Source organism: Catenulispora sp. GAS73, from assembly GCF_041262085.1.
Taxonomy (GTDB): Bacteria; Actinomycetota; Actinomycetes; order Streptomycetales; family Catenulisporaceae; genus Catenulispora.
This window is the reverse complement of the sequence record NZ_JBGCCM010000027.1, coordinates 60,258-84,904: the sequence shown is the minus strand read 5'-3', so window position 1 is coordinate 84,904 and position 24,647 is coordinate 60,258. Positions and strand designations below refer to the sequence as shown.

21 protein-coding genes are annotated in these 24,647 nt (G+C 70.6%); 9 read left to right on the top strand and 12 right to left on the bottom strand.

Features of this window, described 5'->3' with window-relative positions; translation table 11 throughout:
* Nucleotides 1-135 precede the first annotated feature (135 nt).
* The 7 genes from ABH935_RS34250 (at nt 136) to ABH935_RS34220 (ending at nt 5,987) form a co-directional block, all read left to right on the top strand.
* On the top strand, nt 136-1,635 hold the full coding sequence (locus tag ABH935_RS34250) for a hypothetical protein (RefSeq protein WP_370382100.1): 1,500 nt from the start codon (nt 136-138) through the stop codon (nt 1,633-1,635).
* Nucleotides 1,636-1,798: 163 nt separating this feature from the next.
* Complete coding sequence (locus ABH935_RS34245) at nt 1,799-2,272, top strand: DUF2304 domain-containing protein (RefSeq protein ID WP_370382099.1); 474 nt, start codon at nt 1,799-1,801, stop codon at nt 2,270-2,272.
* A complete protein-coding gene (locus ABH935_RS34240; RefSeq protein WP_370382098.1) occupies nt 2,262-2,963 on the top strand; it encodes a glycosyltransferase family 2 protein in 702 nt (233 codons plus the stop codon). The genes ABH935_RS34245 and ABH935_RS34240 overlap by 11 nt, the downstream gene beginning before the upstream one ends.
* A 54-nt stretch (nt 2,964-3,017) precedes the next feature.
* Entirely contained in the window at nt 3,018-3,950 is a 933-nt protein-coding gene (locus ABH935_RS34235) for a glycosyltransferase family 2 protein (RefSeq protein ID WP_370382097.1), read from the top strand.
* Complete coding sequence (locus tag ABH935_RS34230; protein ID WP_370382096.1) at nt 3,947-4,915, top strand: NAD-dependent epimerase/dehydratase family protein; 969 nt, start codon at nt 3,947-3,949, stop codon at nt 4,913-4,915. Before ABH935_RS34235 ends, ABH935_RS34230 begins: the two co-directional genes overlap by 4 nt.
* A gap of 2 nt (nt 4,916-4,917) precedes the next feature.
* Complete coding sequence (locus ABH935_RS34225) at nt 4,918-5,067, top strand: hypothetical protein (protein WP_370382095.1); 150 nt, start codon at nt 4,918-4,920, stop codon at nt 5,065-5,067.
* An 11-nt stretch (nt 5,068-5,078) separates the two neighbouring features.
* Nucleotides 5,079-5,987 carry a glycosyltransferase gene (locus ABH935_RS34220; RefSeq protein ID WP_370382094.1) on the top strand — a complete coding sequence of 303 codons (909 nt, stop codon included), beginning with the start codon at nt 5,079-5,081 and terminating at the stop codon, nt 5,985-5,987.
* A 107-nt stretch (nt 5,988-6,094) separates the two neighbouring features.
* Here the strand turns inward: ABH935_RS34220 and ABH935_RS34215 are convergent, their stop codons facing one another.
* Nucleotides 6,095-6,976: a glycosyltransferase family 2 protein gene (locus tag ABH935_RS34215; RefSeq protein ID WP_370382093.1), complete on the bottom strand. Its 882-nt coding sequence runs from the start codon at nt 6,974-6,976 to the stop codon at nt 6,095-6,097.
* A 152-nt stretch (nt 6,977-7,128) separates the two neighbouring features.
* On the opposite strand from ABH935_RS34215, the gene ABH935_RS34210 reads away from it, so the two are divergent.
* Both ABH935_RS34210 and ABH935_RS34205 read left to right on the top strand, forming a co-directional pair.
* Nucleotides 7,129-8,475 carry a hypothetical protein gene (locus tag ABH935_RS34210; RefSeq protein WP_370382092.1) on the top strand — a complete coding sequence of 449 codons (1,347 nt, stop codon included), beginning with the start codon at nt 7,129-7,131 and terminating at the stop codon, nt 8,473-8,475.
* 50 nt (nt 8,476-8,525) lie between these two features.
* Nucleotides 8,526-9,941, top strand: a complete 1,416-nt coding sequence (locus tag ABH935_RS34205; protein ID WP_370382091.1) for a hypothetical protein — start codon at nt 8,526-8,528, stop codon at nt 9,939-9,941.
* Nucleotides 9,942-10,089: 148 nt separating this feature from the next.
* Here the strand turns inward: ABH935_RS34205 and ABH935_RS34200 are convergent, their stop codons facing one another.
* The 11 genes from ABH935_RS34200 to ABH935_RS34150 all read right to left on the bottom strand — a co-directional run bounded on the left by ABH935_RS34200 (nt 10,090) and on the right by ABH935_RS34150 (nt 24,280).
* On the bottom strand, nt 10,090-11,829 hold the full coding sequence (locus ABH935_RS34200) for a DUF2142 domain-containing protein (protein WP_370382090.1): 1,740 nt from the start codon (nt 11,827-11,829) through the stop codon (nt 10,090-10,092).
* 112 nt (nt 11,830-11,941) lie between these two features.
* Complete coding sequence (locus ABH935_RS34195; protein ID WP_370382089.1) at nt 11,942-13,543, bottom strand: DUF2142 domain-containing protein; 1,602 nt, start codon at nt 13,541-13,543, stop codon at nt 11,942-11,944.
* Between the two features lie 178 nt (nt 13,544-13,721).
* On the bottom strand, nt 13,722-14,693 hold the full coding sequence (locus ABH935_RS34190; RefSeq protein WP_370382088.1) for a glycosyltransferase family 2 protein: 972 nt from the start codon (nt 14,691-14,693) through the stop codon (nt 13,722-13,724).
* Between the two features lie 32 nt (nt 14,694-14,725).
* On the bottom strand, nt 14,726-15,778 hold the full coding sequence (galE, locus tag ABH935_RS34185) for a UDP-glucose 4-epimerase GalE (protein ID WP_370382087.1): 1,053 nt from the start codon (nt 15,776-15,778) through the stop codon (nt 14,726-14,728).
* Complete coding sequence (locus ABH935_RS34180; protein WP_370382086.1) at nt 15,775-16,284, bottom strand: DUF2304 domain-containing protein; 510 nt, start codon at nt 16,282-16,284, stop codon at nt 15,775-15,777. The genes galE and ABH935_RS34180 overlap by 4 nt, the downstream gene beginning before the upstream one ends.
* 5 nt (nt 16,285-16,289) lie before the next feature.
* Nucleotides 16,290-16,973: a glycosyltransferase family 2 protein gene (locus ABH935_RS34175; RefSeq protein WP_370382085.1), complete on the bottom strand. Its 684-nt coding sequence runs from the start codon at nt 16,971-16,973 to the stop codon at nt 16,290-16,292.
* A complete protein-coding gene (locus ABH935_RS34170) occupies nt 16,960-18,315 on the bottom strand; it encodes a polysaccharide biosynthesis protein (protein ID WP_370382084.1) in 1,356 nt (451 codons plus the stop codon). The genes ABH935_RS34175 and ABH935_RS34170 overlap by 14 nt, the downstream gene beginning before the upstream one ends.
* Before the next feature lie 125 nt (nt 18,316-18,440).
* On the bottom strand, nt 18,441-19,193 hold the full coding sequence (locus ABH935_RS34165) for a polyprenol monophosphomannose synthase (RefSeq protein ID WP_370382176.1): 753 nt from the start codon (nt 19,191-19,193) through the stop codon (nt 18,441-18,443).
* A 1,957-nt stretch (nt 19,194-21,150) separates the two neighbouring features.
* Nucleotides 21,151-22,185 carry an NAD-dependent epimerase/dehydratase family protein gene (locus ABH935_RS34160; protein WP_370382083.1) on the bottom strand — a complete coding sequence of 345 codons (1,035 nt, stop codon included), beginning with the start codon at nt 22,183-22,185 and terminating at the stop codon, nt 21,151-21,153.
* Between the two features lie 113 nt (nt 22,186-22,298).
* The gene (locus tag ABH935_RS34155) at nt 22,299-23,072 is read right to left on the bottom strand and encodes a glycosyltransferase family 2 protein (protein ID WP_370382082.1); all 774 of its coding nucleotides are present in this window, start codon (nt 23,070-23,072) and stop codon (nt 22,299-22,301) included.
* Nucleotides 23,069-24,280, bottom strand: a complete 1,212-nt coding sequence (locus ABH935_RS34150; protein ID WP_370382081.1) for a nucleotide sugar dehydrogenase — start codon at nt 24,278-24,280, stop codon at nt 23,069-23,071. Before ABH935_RS34150 ends, ABH935_RS34155 begins: the two co-directional genes overlap by 4 nt.
* Nucleotides 24,281-24,647: the final 367 nt, after the last annotated feature.

Genomic DNA, 24,647 nt, shown 5'->3' with positions numbered 1-24,647 from the left:
TCTCGCGGCGGTCCGGCACTCTCCTTCGCGACGGTCCAGGACTTTTCGCCGAACCGCGGTAGGCGCCCCACGATCGGAGTGGAGGCGCCTACAAACATATATCGTGCCGATTGGCATCGACTACCATCGAATCTCGTGCCCCTTCCCCGCGTCGCTCGCTCCCTGCTGAGCAGCTTGACCACCCCCGGTTCGCTGCTGGCGATCGGGCTCGGCGCGGCGACGGTGGGGGGCTCGCTGTGGATCGCGATAGCCAACCGTTCTCTGGACGTCGATTCCGCGAAGACCCTGCTTTCCTTTTATTTCCTCGTCGGCACGATCGGCACCGGCGTCCTCGCGGGCCTGGAACAGGAGATGACCCGCACCGTCGCGCGCACCCACGCGGCGGGCCGCTCGGTCGGAGCCGCCGTCCGCGGCCAGCTCCGGCAGGCCGCCGGGCTCGTCGCGGTGACCGGCGTGGTGCTGGTCGCGGCCTCGCCGGTGCTGCTCTCGCGCTGGCTCGGCCACAGCTGGACGCTGGAGGTGGCACTGGCCGCCGGGCTCGCCGCGACCTGGGCCGCGTTCCTGGTGCGTGGGGTGCTGGCCGGCTGCCAGGACTTCCGCTACTACAGCCTGACGCTGATCGTGCAGGGTGTCGCCACGATCGTGCCGAGCGCGATCCTGACCTCGTCCGGGCGCGGGCACCTGCTCGGGTACGCCTTCATCTTCGCGCTCGCGCCGCTGGTCGCCGCGGTGAGCGGGCTGGCTTCGCCGGCGCTGCGCCGATCCTGGCGGGCTGTCGGCGCTGTCGGCGCTGTCGGCGCTGTCGGTGCCGCCGGTCCGGCGGACGCCGCGGACGCCTCCGACGCCTCCGACGCCGGCTCGGCCCCGGCGCTCTCCGCCCCGGACGACGCCGAAGAGCCCGGCGGCAGCGCCCGCGAGAAGCTGATCCTCCTCACCCTGGCCACCCTGCTCAGCCAGCTGCTGATCAACGCGGTCCCGCTGATCATCAGCTCCCGTCTGGATTCCGGCCACGCCAAGTCGCTCGACTCCGCCATGGGTATGTCCCGGCTGGCGTTGCTGTGCCTCTTCCCGCTCCAGGCGCCGCTGCTGCCGATGCTCGCGGCCGCCGCCGTGCGCGGCGACTTCCGCGAGGTGCGGCGCAAGACCGGCTTCCTGGTCGCGGCCTGCCTCGGCACCGGTGCCGTCGGTGTGGTCGTCGTGGCCGCCGCCGGGCCGTGGCTGCTCCGGCACTACTTCGCGGCCACCGACCCGCTGTCCCACCTCTTCCTGTCCGCCCTGGCGCTGAGCACGGCGTTCCTGATGACCGCGTTCGTGCTGCAGTCCGCGCAGGTCGCGCTGAACCGGCACCGCGTGGTCTTCGCCGCGTGGCTGGCCGGGCTGGCCGCGATGGCGCTGGTCTTCGCGCTGCCGCTGTCGCCGCTGGCCGCCGCCGGATGGGCCGGGATCCTGGGCCCGCTGGCGGTGACCGTGATCGCGGCCGCCGATGTGATGTTTGTGACCCGCTCGCTGCCCACCGTGGACGGGCCCGACGCCGAGCCGGCGCCGGCCGTCCCGGCCCCGGTCGAGGCACCGCCGCCGGGGCCCGCGCATGACGCCGGCCAGGCCGCGCCCGTCGCCGAAGGAGTGCGCGGATGAGCACTATGCCCAGGCAGGCTGGCCGTCGGCGCCGCGATCCCGGAATGGAACCAGGTAGACTGCCCGGGTTCACCCATCGGGATCAGCCGACTACCGACGCGCCGGGGCGCGGCACTGCGCGCCATCACTCCGGAAAGCGCCATCACTCCGGGAGTGGATCCGCATGAAGCTGGCCATAATGACCGGTGTCGTGGCGCTCCTGCTGCTGGCACTGATCTTCGAGCTGCTCCGGCGCCGCCAGCTGCGGGAGAAGTACGCGGTGCTGTGGCTGGTCGTCGGGCTCGTCACGCTGCCCCTGGGCTTCATCCCCTCCTCCCTGGACAACGTCTCCAGCTGGCTGGGCGTGGCCAGCGGCGCCAGCCTGGTGCTGTTCCTGGCCGTGGTCTTCCTGCTGATCGTGTGCATCCACCTGAGCTGGGAGGCCTCCCGGCTGGAGGACGAGACCCGGTCGCTGGCCGAGGAGGTCGCGCTGATCCGGGCGGATCTGCGCGACATGAAGGACCGGCAGGCCGATCTGGAGGCCGAGCTCGAACAGGCCCGGACCAGCCGGGCCGGCGGTGCGGCGAACGGCGCCAACGGGCACCCGGTCGGGATCGTCACCCAACGGGACGGGAAGGCGGTCCTCGGTGAACGCTGACCACCGTGTCCTGATCATCATCCCGGCGTGGAACGAGGCCGCGTCGATAGCCGACGTCATCGCCGAGGTCCGCGACGAGCTCCCGGCCTACGACGTGCTCGTGGTCAACGACGGCTCCACCGACGACACCGAGCGCATGGCCCTGGACGCCGGCGCCCGCGTCGTCTCACTGCCCTACAACCTCGGCGTCGGCGGCGCGATGCGCCTGGGCTACCGCTACGCCGACGAGAACGACTACGACGTGGCGATCCAGCTCGACGCCGACGGCCAGCACGACCCGCGCTACGTCCCCAAGCTCATCGACGGCCTCGGCGAGGCCCGGCTGGTGCTCGGCGCGCGCTTCGCCGGCGAGGGCGACTACCAGGTGCGCGGACCGCGGCGCTGGGCCATGAGCCTGCTGTCCGGGGTCCTGTCCCGGATGGCCAAGACCCGGCTGGACGACACCACCTCGGGCTTCCGCGCCTGCGACCGCGAGATCATCAAGCTGTTCGCGCAGTGGTACCCGGTGGAGTACCTCGGCGACACCGTCGAGACCCTGGTCCGGGTCATCCGCCTGGGCCACCCGGTCGGCCAGGTGCCGGTGGCGATGCGGCCGCGCGCCGCCGGGACGCCCAGCAAGTCCCCGATCAAGGCGGCGGTCTACCTCGGGCGCGCCATGATCACCTTGCTGCTGGCGATCAACCGCCGCTGACCGGGCCCGCCCGACGCACCCGATTTCCGAGACCGTGAGGCAGCAGAAGTCCCCATGACCACCATCGACATCATGCTCCCGTACTACGGCGACGTGGCCCTGATGCAGACCGCGGTGCGCAGCGTCATCGCGCAGTCCGACCCGGACTGGCGGCTGACGGTCGTGGACGACGGCGAGGAGCCGGGCGTCCCGGAGTGGTTCGCGGCGCTCGACGACCCGCGCGTGTCCTATCAGCGCAACGAGCAGAACCTGGGCGCCACCGGCAACTACAAGAAGTGCCTGGGCCTGGTCGAGGCCGAGTACATGGTGATGATGGGCACCGACGACGTGATGCTGCCCGGGTACGTCGCCGAGATCCGCAGGATCGTCAAGGAGCACCCCGGGGTCGGCGTCATCCAGCCCGGCGTGCAGATCATCGACGGCGCCGGGCAGGTCGTGAACACCATCGCCGACCAGGCCAAGGCCCGCATCTACCTGCCGCGCTTCACCGGCACCCGGCTGATGGGCGGCGAGGAGTTGGCGGCGAGCCTGCTGCGCGGCTGCTGGTTCTACTTCCCGTCGCTGTGCTGGCGCTCCGCGGCGATCAAGGGCGCCAGCTTCCGCGACGACCTCGACATCATCCAGGACCTGGCGCTGGTCATCGACCTGATCGAGGCCGGCGAGACGATGGCGCTGTCCGACCAGGTGGTCTTCCAGTACCGGCGGCACGCGGCCAGCTACAGCGCCGCCGAGGCGATGGCCGGCAAGCGCTTCGCCGAGGCGCGGCGCTACTTCGTCGGCGCCTCCGCGCAGATGAACGCGCTGGGCTGGCCGAAGGCCGCCAAGGCGGCGCGCCGGTACACGTCCTCGCGGCTGCACGCCGTCACGCTGCTGCCGTCGGCGCTCAAGGCGCGGTCGGTCCCGGGCGTGAAGAACCTGACCCGGCACGCGTTCCTGCCGGCGCCCAGGCCCGGGCAGACGAGCGCGCGAGTGGAGCAGAAGCGATGACGGGGCCTGTGAAGGTCGCGGTTCTCGGCGGGACCGGATTCGTCGGCAGGGCCGTCAGCAGCGCCCTGATAGCGCGCGGCCACGAGGTGGTCGCCGTCGCGCGCACGCCGCGGCCGGCGGCCGAGGGCGCGTCGTTCGTGCCGCTGGACCTGGCGGCCGCGGGTCGGGACCGGCTCGCCGCGACGCTGGGCGCGCAGCGCGTGGGGGCCGTGGTGAACGCCGCCGGCGGCATGTGGGGCCTGACCGAGGCGCAGATGGCCGACGCCAACGTCACGGTGGTCGCGCACCTGCTGGCGGCGGTCGAGACGCTGCCCGCGCGGGTGCGGGTGGTGCAGCTGGGCAGCGTGCACGAGTACGGCCTGGCGCCGCTCGGCAAGTCGATGCCCGAGTCCTTCACGCCCGAACCCGTGACTGCGTACGGGAAACTGAAGCTGGAGTGCTCGAACCTGGTGCTCGACGCGGCGGCGCGGGGCGTCGCCGACGGCGTGGTGCTGCGAGTCGGGAACGTGGTCGGGGCGGGGCAGCCGGGGCACAGCCTGCTCGGCGTGGTGGCCGCGAAACTGCTGGAGGCGCGCAGCCGCGGGCAGGCGGAACTCACCCTCGGAGCGCTGGTCTCGCTGCGCGACTTCCTGGCGCTGACCGACGCGGCCGAGGCGGTGGCGGCCGCGGTCACCGCCCCCGGCGTGGCCGGCGAGGTGGTCAACATCGGCACCGGGCACGCGTACGACGCGCGCCGGCTCGTCACTATGCTGATCGACGCCAGCGGCGTGCCGACCACGCTGACCGAGGCCCCGGCGCCGGGGCCGGAGACCGACTGGCAGCAGATGGAGATCGAGAAGGCGGCTACGCTGCTCGGCTGGACGCCGCGGCGGTCCCTGGCCGACGCGATCGCGGACCTGTGGGCGGCGGCGGTCGCCGAGACGGACGCGGCGGTCGCCGAGACCGAAGTGGACACGGATCGATAGGCGTGGGGGAGCAGACGAGCGCGGTACCGGCTGCGGGCTCCGAGTCCGGCGCCGGCCCCAGGACCGCGTACCCTGGCGCCGACAACCCCGGCGGCGTCGGCGTGCCGACCCCGACCCCGACCCCGACTCCGACCCCGACGCCAGTCGCCTGAGAGGACACGTCGTGAGAATCGCCGCCATCGTGACGGCTTACCACCCGGACGAGCGCCTGCTCGCCGTGGTCGACTCCGTGCAGGAGTCCTGCGCCGAGATCGTGGTCGTGGACAACACGCCCGACGGGGCGCCCTCCACCGCGGACAAGATCGCGGCCGCCGCGACGCTCACGGTCCTGCGTCCCGGCGTGAACCGCGGCCTGGCGCACGCCCTGAACCTCGGCGTCTCCCGGCTGTCCCGCGGCACCGAGGCGGTGATCTTCCTGGACCAGGACTCGGTCCTGGACCCCGACGTCATCCCCGGCCTGGCAGAACACCTCACGGACCCCTCCATCGGCATCGCGACGCCGGCGCCCTGGGACGTGGTCCACGAACGCTTCTACGAGACCTTCTCCGGCCGCCACGAGGACGTCGCCGACCGCGCCATCTCCATCACTTCGGGCATGCTGATCCGCCGCACCCTCCTGGAGCGCGTCGGCGAATTCCGCGAGGACTTCTTCGTCGACTACGCCGACCTGGAGTACTCCCTCCGCGTCCGCCGCACCGGCGCCCGCATCGTCCAGGACAAGCGCCTGAAGCTCCCGCACTCCATCGGCGAACGCCGCACCCACGCCTTCCTCGGCATGCGCGTGGCGGTCACGCACAAGGCGCCCTGGCGCGACTACTGGCAGCTCCGCAACGGCCTGATCACCATCCGCGAGCAAGGCCGGTTCTCCCCGGCCTGGGCCGTGACCGCGGCCCTGTACCTGGGCCGTGCCGCCGTTCAGGCGGTGGCCTTCGAAGACGACCGCCGCGCCCACGCCGGCGCGGTACTGCGCGGCGCGCGCGACGCGGTGACGCGGAAGTACAGCCTGCGGTACCTGCCGCAGGGCGCCGAGCTGACGACGCGCGCGGACGGCAGGAAGCGACGGCGGGGGTAGGCGCGGGCCGGGCGGCTGCCGGACTTCGCCGGCGCAGCACGGTTGGTGAGCGCGGGTTCAAGCCCTGGCCGGCCTAAGCAGCGCCGATCGTGCGGGCCGAGGCGCAGCTAAATCTCGGCCCCCGGCGGCAAATACCGCTGACTGCTCCGCCCCCGAAGCCCATCCCGGAGCCCGCGCAGCATGGCCATCGCCCGCGGTCCTCGTGGCGCCTCGATGGCCGTCCGCAGCGCGAACCACCACACCAGATACAGCGCGGTGTTCCGGCTCCAGACCGGCGCGTCCTTGCGGTGCTCCCTGATCAGCACCGTGCCGTTGCGGGCGATCCAGTACAGCCGCCACGTCGGGTGCCGCGACGATGCCACCTGCACGCCGGCCAGCTTGTGCTGGTTCCGCTGTCCGAGGCTGTGCGCCAGCTTGTACCGCTTGTCGCGGAGCACGCGGTAGCCGGCGGCGCGTACCCGCAGGCAGAAGTCGTTGTCGACGTGGTCCACGAAGAACTCGCCGCGGAACGGCCCCACCTCGACCAGGACGTCGCGGCGGACCAGCATGCCGGAGGTGATGACCGCGTCGCGCTCGGCCACATCCGGGCCGTTCGCGGTGCCGGGCTCGTAGTAGCGGCCCTGCTCCTCGTCCCAGGGCGCGGGCGCGGCGATGCCGACGGTCGGGTCGGTCAGGTGCTCGGCGAGGCCGGTGACCAGGTCTTCACCGAGTACGGAGTCCTGATCCAGGAACAGCACCAGATCCGGGGCCTCCGCCGATTTCAGCTCGTCCAACCCCGCGTTCAGCGCCCCCGCCAACCCCCGGTTGCGCCCGTCGCGCAGCACCGTGACCGCGTCCCGATCACGCAGCGTGTCGCTCAGGAACGGCCCGTCACCCGGTGTGTTGTCCACCACGACCACCCGCGCGCAGCTCTTCAGCGCCGCCTCCACGACCGCGATCAGGCGCTCGTCGGGATGGAACGCGGTGGTGACCGCGGCGATGGTCGGCATCCGCCAATCGTAGACGAGACGTGACAACGTTCAGCAGCCGCTGAGGTAGCCTCGCGGGTTAGTAACATATGTTCTGTAGCACTTGGCGACGCGGCACTCTATGTGTTCCGCACAGGGGGGACTCACCCGTGTACGTAGCCGACCGTGTAGCGGTGGCCTCCCCGGCGTCCCTGGCGGCGCTGAAGCAGCGGACCGTCCTGTGGAAGCCGTGGAAGCCCATCGCGGCGGTCGTCGTCCTGGCGGCCACGGTCCTGCTGTCCCTGGAGCGCACGCCGGGGTTCGGGTCGACGGACACCATATGGGCCGAGGACGGCCGCCAGTTCTACGCGGGGACGTTGCAGCACAACTTCATCGACCTGCTCTTCACGCCCTACAACGGCTACCTGCACTTCGTCCCCCGCGTCCTCATCGAGGTCGTCAGGTTCTTCCCGCTGTCGTGGGCCGCCGCCGTCATCGCGACGATGGGCGCCCTGGTGGCGAGCGCCTGCGCACTGCTCGTCTACCGCGCCAGCAGCCGGCACCTGCCCTCGACCGCGTTGCGCGTCGCCGTGGCGGCCCCGGTGGCGCTGCCGTATGTGGGACAGCTGGAACTGGCCAACAACTTCGCCTGTCTGCACTTCCTGTTGCTCTACGTCTCGTTCTGGATGGTCATCTGGAACCCGGAGCACCGGCGTAACCAGATCCTCGCCGCGGTCGTGTTGTTCTGCACCATCGGCAGCGACCCGGTGGCGGGTGTGTTCCTGCCGCTGGCGCTCCTGCGGTGGTGGACCGTGCGCGGGCGGCGCGGCGCGCTTCCCGCGCTCGGCATGGGCGCCGGGATGCTGTTCCAGGGGATCGGTATTGTCTTCCGTCACGCGCTGGACAACCGGCCCATGAAGCCGCACTACGACCCCGTCTGGGCGGTTGAGCAGTTCTTCCAGACGGTGGCGGGGCAGGGGCTCTACACGGCCGATGTGAACGAGCGTCTCGGGCTCCCGGTGAACGTCCTGGACAAGCAGTACGTTGCCTGGGCCATCGCCGGCGTTGCCCTCGTGCTGGCGCTGCTGCGGATCACGGCGCCGAACTGGCCGCTGGTGCTCACGGCGCTCGCCCACAGCCTTCTGTTGTTCTGCGGGCTGGCTATGCAGGGCGGGAGCGCCGCACCCCGCTATGAGCTTCCGGCGATCTGCTTGTTCCTGGTCGCGGTAGCCGCACTTCTCGTGCCACGGAGAGACGCGGCTGTAGCCTCCCCGCGTATCGCGGTACCGAGATCCATTCCCGCGTTCGCTGTTCTAGGGCTGGTCGTACTGTGCGTATTCGGCGGTTATGGCCGGTCCAGCCACTGGCGCGCGGCCGGGCCCTCCTTCTCCGCGGAAGTCGCCAAGGCCGCCCAGACGTGTAGCAGCGCAGATGCCCATAGCGCGGTGATAACTGTGGCCCCGCTCTTCAGGCCGTGGGCTATGACTGTACCCTGTGACCTTGTGCGACATCGGGATGCGTTCTTCCAGCTGAGTCCGTGATGACCTTTGCGCGTGTGCGCTATAAGTACGCTGCTCACGTAGTGATCGGCATGTGCATAGTCACGTTCGGCGTGCTGCTGTATTCGTTGCGGGGGCTGGACTTCTACTACGACGAGTGGGATTTCGTCGACAAGGCCGAAGGCTGGCGCTTCAGCGACTATTTCGTCCCGCACCAGGAGCACTGGTCGACCGTGCCCATGGTGATCTACCGGGTGCTGATCGGGCTGAACGGCATGCACAGCTATCTCCCGTTCAGTGCGACGCTCTTGGCGCTGCACTGCGCGAACGCCTTCCTCCTGTTCTCGATCATCCGACGGCGCAGCGGCGACGCCTTGGGCATCGCGGCGGCGGCGGTCCTGCTGATGCTCGGGCGCGGCTCCGACGACTTCATCTGGGCGTTCCAGATCGGCTTCTCGTGCTCGGTGTTCTTCGGACTGATCGCGGTGCTGCTGGTGGACGCCGAGCGCCCCACGCGGCGAGCGCTGGCGGGCGGCTCGGCGGCGTTGGTGCTGTCCTTGGCGTCCTCCGGTGAGGGGTTGTTCTTCACCGGGGCGGTGGCCGTGCTGCTGGTCCTGCGTTCCGGCGCTGCGGACGGGGACGCGGACAGGGACGGCGCCGCGGACGGGGCTGGGGATGTGGCTGGGGACCTGGCAGGAACGCCGTGGTGGCGGCCCGCACGGTTCCGCGCAGCCGCGACGGTGCTGGCGGCACCGGTGGTCGCGTACGGGATCTGGTACCCGCTGTACGGCGCCAGCCACGCCGACATCGCCCGCTCGCCGCTGTCGCTGAAGGCCGCCTCCGGGTTGCTGTCGTTCGTTCCGACCGGTCTGGGCGCCGGCATGGCGGGACTGGCCGGCGCCGACTGGCAGAAGCGGTGGATCGGCTTCGCGGTGTTCGTGCTCTTGTTCGCCCTGGCCTGCCGTCGCGGGCGTCCCGCAGCGCTGGCGATCGCGCTCGGCGTCGGCGCGATCGCGCAGTTCAGCATGACCGGCCTGGTGCGCGCCCAGTTCGGCATCCAGATCGCCGGCGCCTCCCGGTACGTCTACATCGCAGCGGTATTCCTCCTGCCGATCGTGGCCGAGGCGCTGCGCGACATCCCGTGGCAGGCATGGTGGCGAGTGGCCGTGGCCGGGGCCGCCGTGGTCGCGTGCTGGGCCGGGATACTGTCGCTGAGCACCACGATCGAAGGCCGCGACCAGCAGTTCGCACGGCAGAAGGCGATGCTGCAGACAGTCTGGTACGACCGCAACGACCCCCGACTGGACCCCAAAGCCATCATCGACCCGGCCGACGCGCCGACGCTGACCGTCGGCTTGTACATCCGCACCCGCACAGAACTCGGCAGCCCGCTACCCGACCTGGACGCGAAGGGCCTGGCGGCGCTGAACGCGGACGCCGTCGCGGAGGCTAGGAAGAACGTGCTGCGGGGCGGGGCACAGAGCGGGTCTGAGGCGCTGGCGCGGTAGTTCGGCCCCGGCACCTGCCCGAGCCATTTCAAGCCCTTTCAGCGCGCTGTCAGAGCTCGGACCTGAACTCGGCTCCGGGGGACGCGGCCCGCCGCGATCTCGTCCTGCGTCTCAAGCGGAGGAGGACCAACTCAGAGGACCCCTCAGCTCAAGAAGCCGACGCGACCGCCGTGTCCCGGTCCCCGGTGTCGCTGTCCGGGGTGCCGGCCGCGCCAGAACCGTTCAGGTGCTGCGCCGTACCGTTGGTCACGCCGTTGGTCGTGCCGTTCGCGGTCACCGTGGGTGCTCCGGCGAGGGCCGGCACCTCAAGGGCGGCGGCTGCCATCGCTTGCGCGCTGTCCCCGGACGCGACCGGCGTCGGGTACGGCGCCCGGCTGGCGAGCATCACCAGAGCCGCCAGGCCCGCGCCGATCACGTACAGCAGTACCACGCCCGCGATGCTCCCCGGGGGCGACCAGGACGGGTGCAGTGTGAGGAGCGGGCCGCGGCTGCCCACCGCGTAGCGGCGGAGTGTCGTGGCGAACATCAGGAAGCCGAGGACCAGGGTCGAGACCGTCACCGGTACCGGCAGTCGGTTTGCCGCGCGGTCCAGCCAGCTCCAGCGGGGTTCGCGTTTGGCCAGGATCGCCGCGGCCAGCAGTGGCAGGCCGGCGGCTACGGCGAGGAGGTAGCGGCCCTGCCAGATGTAGCCGAGGGTCTGCGCCTGGCGGCCTTGCGCCACGACCGGGATGGCGACCACCGAGACGGCGAGCAGGACCAGGGCCGTGACCTCGCGGGGGCCGCCGACCAGGCAGGCGCCGACGAGGAGGGCCAGGACCGGGAGGTACCACAGGGAGGCCAGGTGGTACGGGGGCTGGACGTCCAGCCAGCCGAAGTAGCCGATCATCTGCCGCAGGTAGGCCGTGCTGTCGGCGAAGGTCTGGCGGGCCGCCACGGAGAAGGTCAGGTCCGGGTGGTTGGCCGCGGTGCTGCCCAGGACGCTGAAGCGCGCGGTCCAGGCGATCGAGCCCAGGCCCACCACGCCGACGATCGCGGTCCACAGCCACACCGCGCGCCGCCGCAGCGTGTCGCGCAGCGCCCCGCGCTGCCCGGCCAGGGCGGCGCAGACGATGATCACCAGGGCCCACGCCGGGCCGAGCTGCCGCACCGACACCAGCGCCAGCGCGGCCACGCCGACCCGGGAGAGCAGCCGGGGCACCAGCTCCGGGCGGGGGTCCGTCAGCAGGCTGAGGACCGCCATCCACAGCAGGATGGCCGAGGTGGCCTCCAGCGAGTTCGGGTTCACCGCGCCGTTGAGGAACAGCACCATCGGGGTCGCGGCGGCCAGCACCGCGGTCATCAGGTAGCGCCGCCGGCGGCTCCACTGGAAGGCGGTGACCACCGCGCTGGCCAGCATCGCCGAGCTCAGCGCGGCCGAGACCAGGCGCATGCCGTACATCCCCATCGGGCCGCCGGACAGCAGGCTCGGCCAGCCCACCGCGAGGTAGTACAGGGGATTGTTGGACCCGGCGGTGGTGCCGGCCAGTGCCGTGCCCGACTGCGCGGTCAGGACCTTCGCGCAGGAGGCCGGCATGTGCGGGTCGGCGTAGTAGCACTCGTGCAGGTTGGTCAGGAACGAGTACGCGGTCGGCAGCCGGTAGCCGGTCATCGGGAGCTGGGTCGTGCCCCCGTGGCCGTGCTCGGTGACCGTGATCGGCGTGCCGTGGAACTGGCCGCGGACCGTGGCGGCGGCCTTGACCATGTGCCAGGGCTCGTCCGGGACCGAGGTCAGGGGGGAGGCCAGGGCCCAGGCCGCGGCGAGCGCGAAGAAGGCCAGGAAGGCGGTGAGCCAGACGCGGCGCGCGGTCCAGGTGCCGGGCGCGATGCCCGCGGCCAGCCGATACCGCATCGGTCGTACTCCTTCATCCGTGTTCCGCCCCGCAACGAAACCGGCCGCTCCCCCGCTGGCCATGGGCGTGGCGTCCATGCTACCGACCCGTCCACGGATCGGACCTCGGAGCTTAGGAAATCCTTATGTACCGTTCACGGATTGTGACCGTTTCGACGTCCGATATCGGCCTGGAGCGTGCCGCATGGAGTACGAGGGTGAGCAATGCCACTACTCCGGCGACCCCGAGCAGCACCGCCGGGACCCCGGAACCCGGTGGCGTCCAGGCCCCGGAGAAGGGGTTCACCGACGAGGTCTGGTCGAACAGGAACACCAGGTTCGGGTGCAGGCTGTGGAAGCCGTGCTGGAACCGGACCATGGTGATCCACAGCGCCACGGCCTGCGTTGGGATCAGGACCCATGCGGCCCAGCGCATCAGCGTCGCCTGCCGGCCGACGGACACCAGACCCCGGTCGGCCAGCACGAACCCGGCCAGGATCGGCGCCCCGACCAGCATCGGCAGCGCGTAGCGGCCCTGCGAGAACCACCAGCCGGTGGCCGCGGCCTGCAGGTCCGCGCCGACCAGGAACAGGTAGGCGCCGGCCACGATCGCGGTCAGCTGGATCAGCACCCGCACACCGGCCCGGCGCGCGGCCGTGAGTAGCAGCGCTCCGACCGCCGCGAACCAGGCCAGGACCAGCGGCAGCGGGATCGCGACGTCCCCGAAGGAGGTCAGCCCGACCAGGCCGTTGGTGTACATCGGGACCCGGTGCGTCAGTTCCTTTATCCAGAGCTTCACACCCTGCGGAATCGCGTTCGTGGTCTGCCCGCTCTTGGGGATGCCCGCCTGCGTCGACAGCAGTATCCAGGCCGCGCCGACGACGACCCCGATCACCACGACGGCCGACCACAGCAGCACCGAGCGCCGCCGGGCCAGCTCGCGCAGCCGGTCCTTGGAGGCCCCGAACGCGACCACCACCAGGGCGCCCAGCAGCCAGCCGATGCCCAGTTCCCGCAGCACCGCCAGGGTCGCGGCGGAGACGCCGAACAGCGCGAGCGTCCACCGGGAGTCGTCGCGGGCCAGGAAGACCGCGATCAGCGAGGTCCACACCGCGACCGCGGCGGCGATCTCCGGACCGGCCGGGTTCACCGCGCCGGTCAGGTTCACCGCGACCGGCGTCACCGCCAGCAGCACCCCCCCGAGCACCAGCGGCCCGCGGCCGCGGGCCAGCCGGGCCGCGACGGCCACCGCGCCGCCGAGCAGTGCGCTGGTCAGCAGGCAGGTCAGCAGCCGGGCGGCGATGACGCCGCGGTAGTTGGGGAAGAGCTTCACCGGCCAGCCGGTGACCGCGTAGTAGATCGGGTTGTAGTTCGCCGCGCCGCTGGTGGTGACCACCATGCGGTGCTCGTCGCCGGGCGCGGGGGCCGACACGCAGGCCGCGGTGACATTGAGCTTCCAGCGCATGCACGCCTGCGGGTCCTGATCCGCGATGCCGGTCGGGACCAGGCTCTTGGGTACCGTGATCTGCGCGTCGACCCGCGCGGCGATCTGTCCGTCGAGCACGCCGTAAGCGCGCACGACGTGACGGAACTCATCCGCGGATCCGTCGTACGGCATCGCCAGGGACCACGCGGCCCCCAGCAGGAAGAAGCCGACGAACGCCAGCAGGAAGGCCTTCGCCCCGGTCGTGCGCGGTCTAAAGCGCAGGACGGCGCGGGACGGGGCGGATGGCATCCCGCCAGTTTAGGGCCGTTCATCGTACGGATCGACCGCTTGTGCGTGGTGATGCCGGAGTGGTCACCATACCTCCGGGCGCATCGTTGCCAAACCGTTACGCTGCGCTGATCTTCGCCGGCGGCGGCGATCAGTGCCTGCTCAGTGCCCGCTCACTCAGTGCCCGCCCAGCGTCTGCTCAGTGCCCGTTCCTGGTGCTGTTGGTGTTCCGGCCCGCGTCCTTGCCCGAGTCCTTGGCGGGCAGCAGGGCGAAGCCGGCCAGCCGCCGCAGGCTCGCCACGTCCCCGCGCTTGGCCGCCGAGGGCACCAGCGTGGCCGCGTGCAGCCGCGAGGCCAGGTGCCGGCGCCCGGCGCGGGCCGCGCGGTGCCAGCCCAGCGCCTCCATCCGGGCCGCCTCGGCCATGAAGAAGCTGCGCTCCTCGCGGAACCGCTTGCCGTCCACGGCCTGCGCCGAGGACTCGCTGGCCGGGTGCCGCCGGTACCGGAAACACACGTGGTCGGAGACCGCGAGCTTCTCGCCAGCCTTGACCAGGCTCAGCGTCACGTTCAGGTCCTGCACGATGGTGAACGCCGGGTCGAAGCCGACCTTCTTGATCGCCTCGGTGCGCCAGCAGATCGACGGGAAGTACATCCAGTTGGCGCGCAGCAGCGAGGCGGCGAGCTCCTCGCCGCCCATGATCTGCACGCCGCCGGCCTTGGGGGCGAACACACTGCGCTTCATCCGGTCTGCCAGCGGCTCGTGGACCGCGCCGTGGTCGTCGATCACCTCGACGCCGGGCTGCACCATGGCCACCTCGGGGTGCGCCGCGTACAGCCCGAGCACGGTGGCGACGTAGTCCGGGGCCATCTCGTCGTCGCAGCCGATCATCGTCACCAGGCCGGCGTCAGCGGCGTCCAGGCACTTCTGGAAGTTCACGGTGATGCCGAGATTGTGCTCGTTGCGCTCGTAGCGCACCCGCGGGTCGCGGGCCCCGAGTTCGGCGAACCACTCCGGGACGCCGGGCTCCCGGCCGTCGTCCACGACCGTCAGCCGCCACGGCGCGTCGGTCTGCGCCAGCACGCTGCGCACCGCCCCCTGCATCATCTGCACGTCGCCGTAGTACGGCATGACGATGTCGAGCAGGGGAGGCCGGCCGTCGTACTCGGTCATGGGTTCCTCACTCACGCACGGTCGGTCCCCGCCTACGGTGAGCCTGACGGGTTCGGGGAACCGGCAGAGCCTGCGGCACTCGCGGCACCGGCGGCACCCGTCGCACCGGCGGCACCCGACGAGCGGCGCGCCTGCCAGGCGGCCCAGGCCGAGTCCACCATCGCGGCCAGGTCGTGCTCGGCGTGCCAGCCGAGCTCGGCGGCGATCCGGTCGGCGGCGGCCACCACGCTCGGGGCGTCGCCGGGCCGGCGGGCGGCGGCCTCTGGAGTGGTGTCCAGGCCGGTCGCGGCGGCCACCGCGGTCAGGACTTCGAGCACTGAGACGCCGGCGCCGCGGCCGACGTTCAGGGTCAGCGCGGCCTGCGGGTCCCCGGCCAGCCGGCGGGCGGCCGCGGCGTGCGCGGTGGCCAGGTCGGCGACGTGGATGTAGTCCCGGACACAGGTGCCGTCCGGGGTCGGGTAGTCGGTGCCGAAGACCAGCGGCGGCCGGCCGGCGTCCAGCCGGGCGAACACCATCGGGATCAGGTTGAACGCGCCCTGGTCGCCCAGCGCCGGCTCGGCGGCGCCGGCCACGTTGAAGTAGCGCAGGTTCGCGAACGCCAGCCCGCGGGCCAGGCCCTGCGCCCGCACCATCCACTCGCCGGCCAGCTTGGTCTGGCCGTAGGGGCTCAGCGGCCGGCAGTCGACGTCCTCGCGGACCAGCCCCTCCTGCTCCGGCATGCCGTAGACGGCGGCCGAGGAGGAGAAGACCAGGCGCCGCACGTCGGCGGCGGCCATCGCGTCCAACAGGGACCTGACCCCCTCGACGTTCTCGCGGTAGTAGAAGGTGGGCTCGGCCACCGACTCGTCGACCCGCTTCTTGCCGGCCATGTGCACCACGCCGGCGACGTCGTGCTCGCGCAGGACTTCGGTGAGCAGCTCGCCGTCCAGCACGCTGCCGGCGATCAGCGGGACGTCGTCCGGGACCCGCTCCTTGGCGCCGGTCGACAGGTCGTCGAACACCACCACGGGCAGGCCCTCGGCGCGCAGCGCGCGCACGACGTGCGCGCCGATGTACCCGGCGCCGCCCGTGACGAGCCAGGTCACGACTGCCGTCCGGAGCCGGCCGGAACCGGCTGCGCGACCTCGGTGACGGTCTCGGCGACGACCTCGGAGTCTGCTTCGGCGACGGTCTCGGTGTCGGCGGTGCTGGCAGAGCCCGTGGACACGGCGCCGCCGGCGGTCTCGACCGCCGCGAGGGCGTCCGACTCCCGGCGCGGCGCGGGCACCACGGCGTTGCTCAGCGCCACCGAGCGCGCCAGGTCGGTGAACCGGCGCTCCAGGGTGCGGAAGCGCAGGAAGGTGTTGGCGGCGAAGAACGCCACGACCACCACGAGCAGGTACAGCACCAGGTCCGCGCCACGGCCGACGCCGAGCTTGTGCGCGATCCAGTTGACATCCTGCGGCCGCAGGATCGCGTAGATCCCGCCGAATATGAACAGCACGAACCCTATGCGCTTGACCGCCTGGGTCCGCACGGTGTGCGCGCGCTGCGTGAACAGGGCGAACAGCGCGAGCGCCATGATCACGAGGACGATTTGGATGGCGAGCATGGTCTTCAGGCCCCTCGCTGCCGCACGGACAGGTCGAACAGTATGTTGACGCCGTTGATCAGTGACTGTCCCTTGGACTTGGAGTAGTCCGTGTAGACGACGATCACCGGTACTTCCTTGACCCGCAAGTCGGAGGACGCCAGAAAGGTGACGATCTCCGAGGCGTGGGCCATGCCGTTCATGGTGATGCGCAACTGGGCCGCGGCCTTGCGGTTCATCACGCGCAGACCGTTGTGCGCGTCGGTCAGCTTCAGCTTGCGCGAGGTGCGGCTGAGGGTGACCACGGTACGCAGCACCACCCGCTTGATCATCGGGACTTCCTCGGTGCCGGTCAGGAACCGGGAGCCGAGCACCACGTCCGCCTCGCCGGACTTGGCCACCCGCACCATCGTCAGCGCGTCCTCGACCCGGTGCTGTCCGTCGGCGTCGAAGGTCACCACGTACTCCGCACCCTGGCTGAGCGCGTAGCGGATACCGGTCTGCAGCGCCGCGCCCTGGCCCAGGTTCACCGGGTGCTGCACCAGGTGCGCTCCGGCGGCCAGCGCCTGTTCGGCGGAGGCGTCACGACTTCCGTCGTCGACGCAGACTATGTTCGGGAACGTCTTCCGGGTCTCCTCGACCACGCCGCCGATGACGGTGCCCTCGTTGTAGACCGGGATGACGATCCAAGTGTCGTCAAGACTTTCCATGTTCCCACCCACTCGCGCCAGTATGGGCGGCCAGCATACCGTGCGCCTGGCCCTCCGCTTGGGTAGAGACCGCCAGGTCGGCGCGCACGGGCCGCCTGCTCCGGAGAATCAGCGCCATGGCGCCGGCGGTGACGATCGAGCCCACCGCGTAGGCCAGTTCCACCCGGGTGGTGACGCCGCCGGGACCGAAGGTGACGGCGGCCAGCGCCGCCGTGCCGATGATCCAGGCGTACAACTGCTCCCGGTGCCGGTTCTCGGCGGTGAGCGCCTGTCCCAGCACCATGGCCTGCATGTAGAACAGCGAGCCGACGGACAGCCAGGCGAAGTCGGTCACGCCGATCTCGTTGGCCATGCCGAACAGCGTGCGCACCGACCAGGGGCCGATCACCACGCAGCCCAGCGCGCTGCCCAGGCCAAGCACCACCACGATGCCGGTGCTGCGCCGCACCAGCGCCTTGAACCCGGCGGTGTCGCCGGCCGCGGCCGCGGTGGCCAGGCCCGGCAGCAGCGCGGACTGCAGCGCGCCGAAGACGAACAGCGGCACCCGGGCCAGCACCAGCGCCGCCAGCAGCGCGCTGACCAGCGTCACCTGGGCCGGGGCCAGCAGCTTGACGTTGATCACCGCGATGTTCAGCACCACCTGGGACAGCAGCATCGAGCCGACCAGCAGGCCCAGGCCGCGGGTGATGGCCGGCCAGGGCAGGTTCCCGCCGGGAGTCAGGGCCCTGCGGACCCGCGGGGTCAGCAGCGCCACCGCGGCCAGCGGGGCGATGGTGAGGATCAGGCTGAACCAGATCGCCGACTTCACGCCGGCGGCGGCGAAGGCCGCGGCCAGCGCGATGCGCAGCGCGCCGTCCACCCACATCAGCCGTCCGAAGTCGGCGAACTGCCCGTGTCCGGCCAGCACGCCGCGCCACACCGCGGTGAAGACCAGCCCGCCGAAGGCGCCGGCCAGCGCGGCCACCATGCCGTACTGGCCGTCGAACAGCTTGTGCGCCAGCAGCGGCGCGAGCACCACCAGCAGCAGGCAGAGCACGCCGAGCAGGGCCGCGCTGAGCACCGCGCCGCGCCGCAGGACCGCCGCGGTGCCCCGGCCGTGTTCGACCTCTGAGGCGATGATGCGGCCCATCTCCTGCTCGATCGGCATCGAGATGCTGTAGCCGACGGAGAACGTCAGCGTCCACAGCACCGACACCGCCGACTTCGCGTTCGGGGACAGTACGTGGCCGGCCAGCGCCAGGTGGATGTAGGAGGCCAGGCCCAGCACCGCGGTCCCGAGGCCGAGGCGCAGCGCCCCTGGCGGGACCAGGCCGGCCAGTCGTGAGCCGATACCGGAGGACATGCACTTGCTCCATTTCGTACCGTCGGGGGTACGGCGGCGGTGTCAGCCGGAGGTCGGCTGACTCCGAGAAGTATTCGGATGTCGATGCGCCGGACGGGCCGCCGCCGCCCCGTCCGGCTCCGGCGTCACTTCTTGCCGATCAGGCGGCCGAGGCGGTAGGAGGTGCCCCAGACGGTGGTGCGCCACAGGGCCTCGGCGACTATAGCGGTGCTCATCTTCGACGCGCCGAGCTCGCGCTCGACGAAGGTGATCGGGACCTCGACGACCTTCAGACCGGCCCGGACGGCCCGCCAGGCCAGGTCGACCTGGAAGGTGTAGCCGGCGCTGGCCACCGTGTCCAGATCGATCTTCACCAGCGGCTCGCGGCGGAACAGGCGGTAGCCGCCGGTCGCGTCGGCCAGCTTCATGCCGGTGACCAGGCGAACCCAGGTGTTGCCGCTCTTGGACAGCAGTTCGCGGTGCTTGGGCCAGCCCACGGTCTTGCCGCCGGAGACGTAGCGCGATCCCAGGACCAGGTCGGCGTCCTGTTCGACCAGCGCGGCCAGCAGCGCGGGGAAGTCCTCGGGGCGGTGCGAGCCGTCGGCGTCCATCTCGCAGATGACGTCGTACTCGTGCTCGATCCCCCAGGCGAACCCGGCCAGGTAGGCCTTGCCCAGGCCCTCCTTGCCGGCCCGGTGCAGGACCTTGACCCGCTCGTCCTTCTCGGCCAGCGCGTCGGCCAGCTTGCCGGTGCCGTCGGGGGAGTTGTCGTCGGCCACCAGCACGTGCACGTCGGCGTTCGCCGCGTGTACCCGCGTGATGATCTTTTCGAGGTTCTCGGCCTCGTTGTAGGTAGGGATGATCACCAGGACGCTCAGGTCCTTGGCGGCGTTCTCCACGTCGGATTCGTTCTTTCTGCTCTGGTCGGGGACGGCTGCCGGGACCGCCGCACCGGCCGGCGCCGGACGCAGCCGGGCCGTCGCGACGGCGGTGACCACGGCGAGCACCGAGGCGAAGATCGACAGGTTCATGTGCTTCGAGGTGTCTATGCCGTCGCCATAGGCGGCGACACCGAACTGCAGCAGGCCCACGGAGAACAGGAACAGCGTCATCCAGGCGAACATCTTGCGTTCCCCGGAGGCGCGGTCCCGGCGCCGGGCCAGGAGCCGGACCGCCACCGCGGCCGGCAGCAGCCAGAGCAGCAGCAGCGGGATCAGCCCGGCGTGGCTGAACAGCCGCAGGACACTGGTGACCGGCGTGAAGCGCTTGTCCACCGCGTTCGCGCTGTGTCCGGTGTCGTAGTTGCCCAGCGGGATGGCCTGCTTGGAGTGCTTTATCCAGCAGCTTCCGGTGTAGGTCGGCCGCGTGTAGAAGAACGAGTCCGCGGCGTTGTTGGCGACCCGGACCGCGCGGTCGGGGTGCAGCAGCAGGAACTTGACCCAGTTGCTGGTGTTCAGCGCCTTGTCCAGGCCGGGGTCGGCGGCCTTGGCCCGGGCCACGTACTTGTCGCCGCCGGTGCTCGACTGGAAGTTGCCGGTGTCCTGCACGCTCGGTAGGAACGGCGGGCACCACGCGGTGTGCCCGACCTGCGTGCTGTAGTAGTCCGGGATGCCCAGGGCTTTCATGTCGGCCTTGGGGTTCGGGCTCACGTACAGCAGCTCGTTGAAGACGAAGTCAGCCTTGGTCTGCAAGGTGAAGTGCGGATCCTGCTTGGGCGTGAGTGCCACCGAGGTCCCGGCCAGCAGCAGGGCCAGGCCGACCGGGATCACCCGAGACCCGATCCGGCCGGACAGCCGTCGCACCGGTATGGGGAACGCGGCGAGCAGCACCATCATCGGCACCACCAGGACGATCATCTGCGCCTTGGAGGTGATCAGGAACAGTCCGGAGCCGAAACCCAGGATCGCCCCGGCCCACCTGGCCCGGCCGCCGCGGAACAGCAGCACCAGGGCCGACAGCGCGAACAGCAGGCCGATGACCGCCGAGATCTCGCTCAACGGCGAGGCGGCGAAGTCGATGAAGCTGGCGTCGCCGATCACCGCGAGCAGCGCGGCGATCAGCAGGTAGCGGAACCGGCGGCGGGAGCGCAGCACCGCGAACAGCAGACCCAGCGCGGCCCCGATGAACACGCAGGCCACAGCGCCCAGCACCCGCAGGTCCAACGCGGTGTGGTCGATCCCCAACCACTTGGTCAGGTACCGCCCGATGTTCATCAGGATCAGCTGGCTGGAGTTGTACGCGGGCTGCGGCAGGTCGATGTTCGTGATGGTGCCGCCGTAAGGGGTCTTCGAACAGTTCCAGGTCGAAGCCGGCTTTATCACGTACCTGAAGTTGACCCACATCCGCATCTCGGAGGAGCTGCCGGTGGAGTACAGGCTCAGATGGCACAGCAGGCGGCTGCCGTCGTAGTTGTCCGCGACGCCGACCGGCGTCGGGAACATCAGCCGCAGGAACAACAGGGTGGCCGAGCTGAAGGCCACCGCCACCGGCTCCAGGAACCGGCGGGACATCACGGCCGGTATTCGTCGAGGTACGGCGCGCGGCAAGGCCTGCCCGGTCACCCGGCCGCCGGCCTCCTGGCTGGTAGTGGACAAGGGAACCTCTTCGTGGCCTGCGCTGATCGCTTTGGCGAGCTGGAACTTGCGGTGGGGCGGCGCACGGTCAGTGAGGGGCAGGAGTGCGCGGGACCAGACTCTACCCGGTTGGTGTGGAGGATCATCCCACGGTCTGTATTGGTCGTGCACCAATGACCGTACCGCCGTGACCGGCCGGTGACGGTTCGGGGCCGACGGAGCGTCTCAGACGCGTGCCATCGCCCCGACACCGACTCGGACCGTGCCGATCAGAACGCGCTGTTCAGATCGTGCCGTTCTCGACCGCGGCGACGATCCACGGGATCACCTCGTCCAGCATCTCCTCCAGCGAGGTGGTCGCCTCGAAGCCGAGGATGTCCTTCGCCTTCTCCGTCGAGGGCACGCGGCGCTGCACGTCGTACTCGAACGGGTCGTCCGAGACCAGGGTCAGCGGGACGCCCGGGCCCTTGATCTTCGTCCAGATCGCCTCGGCCAGCTGCTTCACCGAGTGCCCGGCCGGGGTGGACAGGTTGAAGTCGTCGTTCAGCGCGGCCGGGTGCGACATCGCGGTCACGATGCCGCGCGCCAGGTCGCCGCCGTAGGTGTAGTGGCGCACCTGCTCGCCGGTGCCCAGGATGTGCAGCGGGTCCTGGCCCTTGACGATCTTCTGCACCAGGTCCGGCACCACGTGGCTCATCGCCAGCTTCACGTTGCCGGACAGGATCTCCTCGTCACCCAGCGCGCGGGACTCGCCGATGCCGACGCAGTTGAACGGCCGGACGATCGTGTAGGGCAGCTTGTACTGGTCCCAGGAGGCGCGCGCGAAGTACTCCACGGCCAGCTTCTGGAAGCCGTAGGAGGACAGCGGCGGCGGCACGCGGCGCTCGGAGCCCTCGACCGACGGCCACTCCTGCGCCGACTCGAAGACCATCGAGGACGACATGTACGTGACCTTCTTCAGCCGGCCCTTGCCGCCGTCGTGCGCCTTGATCGCGGCGTCGCAGGACGAGGCCATGATGCGCTCGTTGGTGGCCAGCAGGTCGTACGCGTAGGTGTGGAAGTACGAGATGCCGCCGATCAGCGCCGCGCCGGCGATGAACTGGTCGCAGTCGGCGAGCAGCTTGACCATCAGATCGGTGTCGCGGACGTCGCCCTCGTGGAACTCGTAGTCCGGGTGCTCGTCGTAGGACTTGGTGATCTTGCCGTACTTGGAGTAGTTGTCGATCCCGACGACCTTGTAGCCGCGCGAGAGCAGCTCCTCGACGACGTAGCCGCCGATGAAGCCGGCGGAGCCGGAGACGAGGACTTTCTCAGACATGGTTTCGCTTTCTGCTTCTGCCGGTTCAGGCCTGGGCCCGGCGGTTCAGGTCTTGGGCTGAATCAGCTCTTTGGCTGTGTCAGCTCTCGGGCTGTGTCAGCTCTTGGGCTGTGTCAGCTTTTGGTTCTCGAACGGAGCTGCTCGACACTCAACGGCGGCCCGAAGGCGAACCGGTACCAGCGCAGGTACTTCGGCAGCCACTTGCGCAGATGGAAGTGGGAGTCGCCCTCGGTGCGGTCCAGCCAGATGGTCGGGATCTCGGCGACCGGGCGGCGCAGCCGGCGGGCCTTGGCGGCCAGCTCGATCCCGATCTCGAAGCCGTCGCGGGAGTCGATGCCGACCTCCCGGACGAAGTCGGTGGAGTAGGCCTTGAAGGAGTTGGTCGCGTCGCGCGTCCCGACCCGGGCGAACCAGGCCAGCGAGCGGCCGGCGGTCTGCGACATCAGGCCTTTGAGAAGCGGTCCGCCGACCTGCTGGCCGCCGGCCATGTAGCGGGAGGCGGCGGCCACCGCCACGCCGCGCTCCACCAGCCGGGCCAGATCGTCGATCTGCCGCGGGTCGTCGCAGCCGTCGGCCATGGTGACCACCACGGCCGGGCTCAGCGCCTGGTCGATGCCGAACCGGATGGCGTTGGCCGGGCCGCGTCCGTAGGTGTTGAGCAACGGCTTGAGCCGGGGCTCGGCGACGGCGTACTTCTCTATCACCGGCATGGTGGTGTCCTCGGCGCTGTCCACCACCACCAGCACCTCGCACGGCAGCTGGACGGACTCGAAGAGCCGGTCCAGCACCGGGACCACGCCCTCGCCCTCGTTGTAGGCCGGGATGATCACCGAGACCTTCGGCCGGGTCGGGTCGGTCGGCGCGTCCGCACCGGTCGGGGCGCTCATACCCGCACCCCGTCACCCAGGATGTTCCAGATGTCCGCCACCGGCACCGTGGCCTTCAGGCCCCGGTATTCGGGGTGCGGTGCGCCGACGATGAGCAGGTCGGCCTTCTCCAGCACCTCGTCCAGGCCGACCAGCGAGGCGTCGGTGGTGACGAGCGGGTCGGTGCACAGCACCTCGGCGGCCTTGAACTTCAGGATCCGCTTGAGCTTGTAGGACAGCGAGGAGCGGGTGTCGTCCGAGCCGCCCTTGAAGGCCATGCCTAGGATCCCGACCGTCATGTTCTTGAGGTCGTACTGCGAGTCCAGTCGATCCACGACGTACAGCGGCAAGCCCTCATTCGTGGTCATCGCCGCGTAACCGAGCGTGAAGTTGTTGTTGTGGAACGCCGCGAGCTGCATGGCGTCCTTGAACAGGCACGGCCCGGCGGCGAAACCGGCGCCGGGCATGTCGGCGGCGCGCGGGTAGTCCTGCGTCAAGCCCTGCCGGATGCGCTCGAAGTCCAGGCCGCGGTCGTTGGCCATCATGTAGAACTGGTTCACCGCGGCGAACTTGATGTAGCGCCAGGTGTTGGTGAACAGCTTGGCCAGCTCGGCTTCTTCCGGGCTCAGGTGCACGATCTTCTCGGTGAGCCGGCGGAACAGCGCCTCCGCACGCTGCTGCGCCCGCTCGGTGCGGCCGGAGACGATCTGCGGCAGCTCGAACAGCTCGGTCATGGCCTTGCCCTCGGCGATGCGCTCGGGGCAGAAGGCCACGTCCACATCCACGCCGAGCCGCGCGATCATCCGCTCCACGAGCTCGGTGACCCCGGGGTACACGGTGGAGCGCAGGACGAGTATCTGCCCGTCGCGCAGGAACGGCGCGCACGTCTCCAGCGCCCGCGGGATCGCGGTCTGGTCCGGGTTCAGGTGCTCGTCCACCGGCGTGCCGATGACCACGATCACGTGCTCGCAGCCGGCCACCACCGCCGGATCGGTCGAGGCGGACAGCCGCCCGGCGGCCACCACGCGCTCGATGACCGGCGCGGCCCCGGGCTCGTCGAACGGCAGCCGCGCGGAGTTGACCGCGTCCACGGCCTCCGCGCTGACGTCGTACACCACCACCGAGGCGCCCCGGTCGGCGAGTGCGATCGCCAGCGGCAGGCCGACGTGCCCGCCGCCACCGATGACCACGGCGTCGTGGGCGAAGCCGTTGTGTGCGGTTTCGGGCATTGGTTCCCCTGTTGTGCTGCGTCAGGTGACAAGTCGGTCGGCCCACAATATGACATCGGTCCGGATGCCGGGCGGGTTGGGCGCCAGGCCGTGACCAGTCCGCAACCGGCGGTGCGGGTCCCGGCTCGGGACGGCCGGGGTGCTGTCCGGCGTCGGCCCTTGAAAACCTTTGTCCTTGTTCGGTGATTCTCCTGGCAACCGTCTACTATATGCTCACGCTGGTCCCCGACGGGTGTTGTCCACGGGGCCCGGAACCGCGTCGAGCCGGCTCCCGGCCTCAGCGCCGGTACGACGGCGGTCGCCGAGCTCTACCCCTGTCCCGACGTGGTGACAAGGTGCTGAGCTGTCAACCCGATAATGATGAGAA

What these genes read in the sequence shown, in the direction of transcription:
- ABH935_RS34175 (WP_370382085.1), bottom strand. Translation starts at nt 16,973, where the DNA reads ATGGAAAGTCTTGACGACACTTGGATCGTCATCCCGGTCTACAACGAG.
- ABH935_RS34170 (WP_370382084.1), bottom strand. Translation starts at nt 18,315, where the DNA reads ATGTCCTCCGGTATCGGCTCACGACTGGCCGGCCTGGTCCCGCCAGGG.
- ABH935_RS34215 (WP_370382093.1), bottom strand. Translation starts at nt 6,976, where the DNA reads ATGCCGACCATCGCCGCGGTCACCACCGCGTTCCATCCCGACGAGCGC.
- ABH935_RS34200 (WP_370382090.1), bottom strand. Translation starts at nt 11,829, where the DNA reads ATGCGGTATCGGCTGGCCGCGGGCATCGCGCCCGGCACCTGGACCGCG.
- ABH935_RS34160 (WP_370382083.1), bottom strand. Translation starts at nt 22,185, where the DNA reads ATGTCTGAGAAAGTCCTCGTCTCCGGCTCCGCCGGCTTCATCGGCGGC.
- ABH935_RS34155 (WP_370382082.1), bottom strand. Translation starts at nt 23,072, where the DNA reads ATGAGCGCCCCGACCGGTGCGGACGCGCCGACCGACCCGACCCGGCCG.
- ABH935_RS34205 (WP_370382091.1), top strand. Translation starts at nt 8,526, where the DNA reads ATGTGCATAGTCACGTTCGGCGTGCTGCTGTATTCGTTGCGGGGGCTG.
- ABH935_RS34150 (WP_370382081.1), bottom strand. Translation starts at nt 24,280, where the DNA reads ATGCCCGAAACCGCACACAACGGCTTCGCCCACGACGCCGTGGTCATC.
- ABH935_RS34195 (WP_370382089.1), bottom strand. Translation starts at nt 13,543, where the DNA reads ATGCCATCCGCCCCGTCCCGCGCCGTCCTGCGCTTTAGACCGCGCACG.
- ABH935_RS34235 (WP_370382097.1), top strand. Translation starts at nt 3,018, where the DNA reads ATGACCACCATCGACATCATGCTCCCGTACTACGGCGACGTGGCCCTG.
- ABH935_RS34180 (WP_370382086.1), bottom strand. Translation starts at nt 16,284, where the DNA reads ATGCTCGCCATCCAAATCGTCCTCGTGATCATGGCGCTCGCGCTGTTC.
- ABH935_RS34230 (WP_370382096.1), top strand. Translation starts at nt 3,947, where the DNA reads ATGACGGGGCCTGTGAAGGTCGCGGTTCTCGGCGGGACCGGATTCGTC.
- ABH935_RS34190 (WP_370382088.1), bottom strand. Translation starts at nt 14,693, where the DNA reads ATGACCGAGTACGACGGCCGGCCTCCCCTGCTCGACATCGTCATGCCG.
- ABH935_RS34245 (WP_370382099.1), top strand. Translation starts at nt 1,799, where the DNA reads ATGAAGCTGGCCATAATGACCGGTGTCGTGGCGCTCCTGCTGCTGGCA.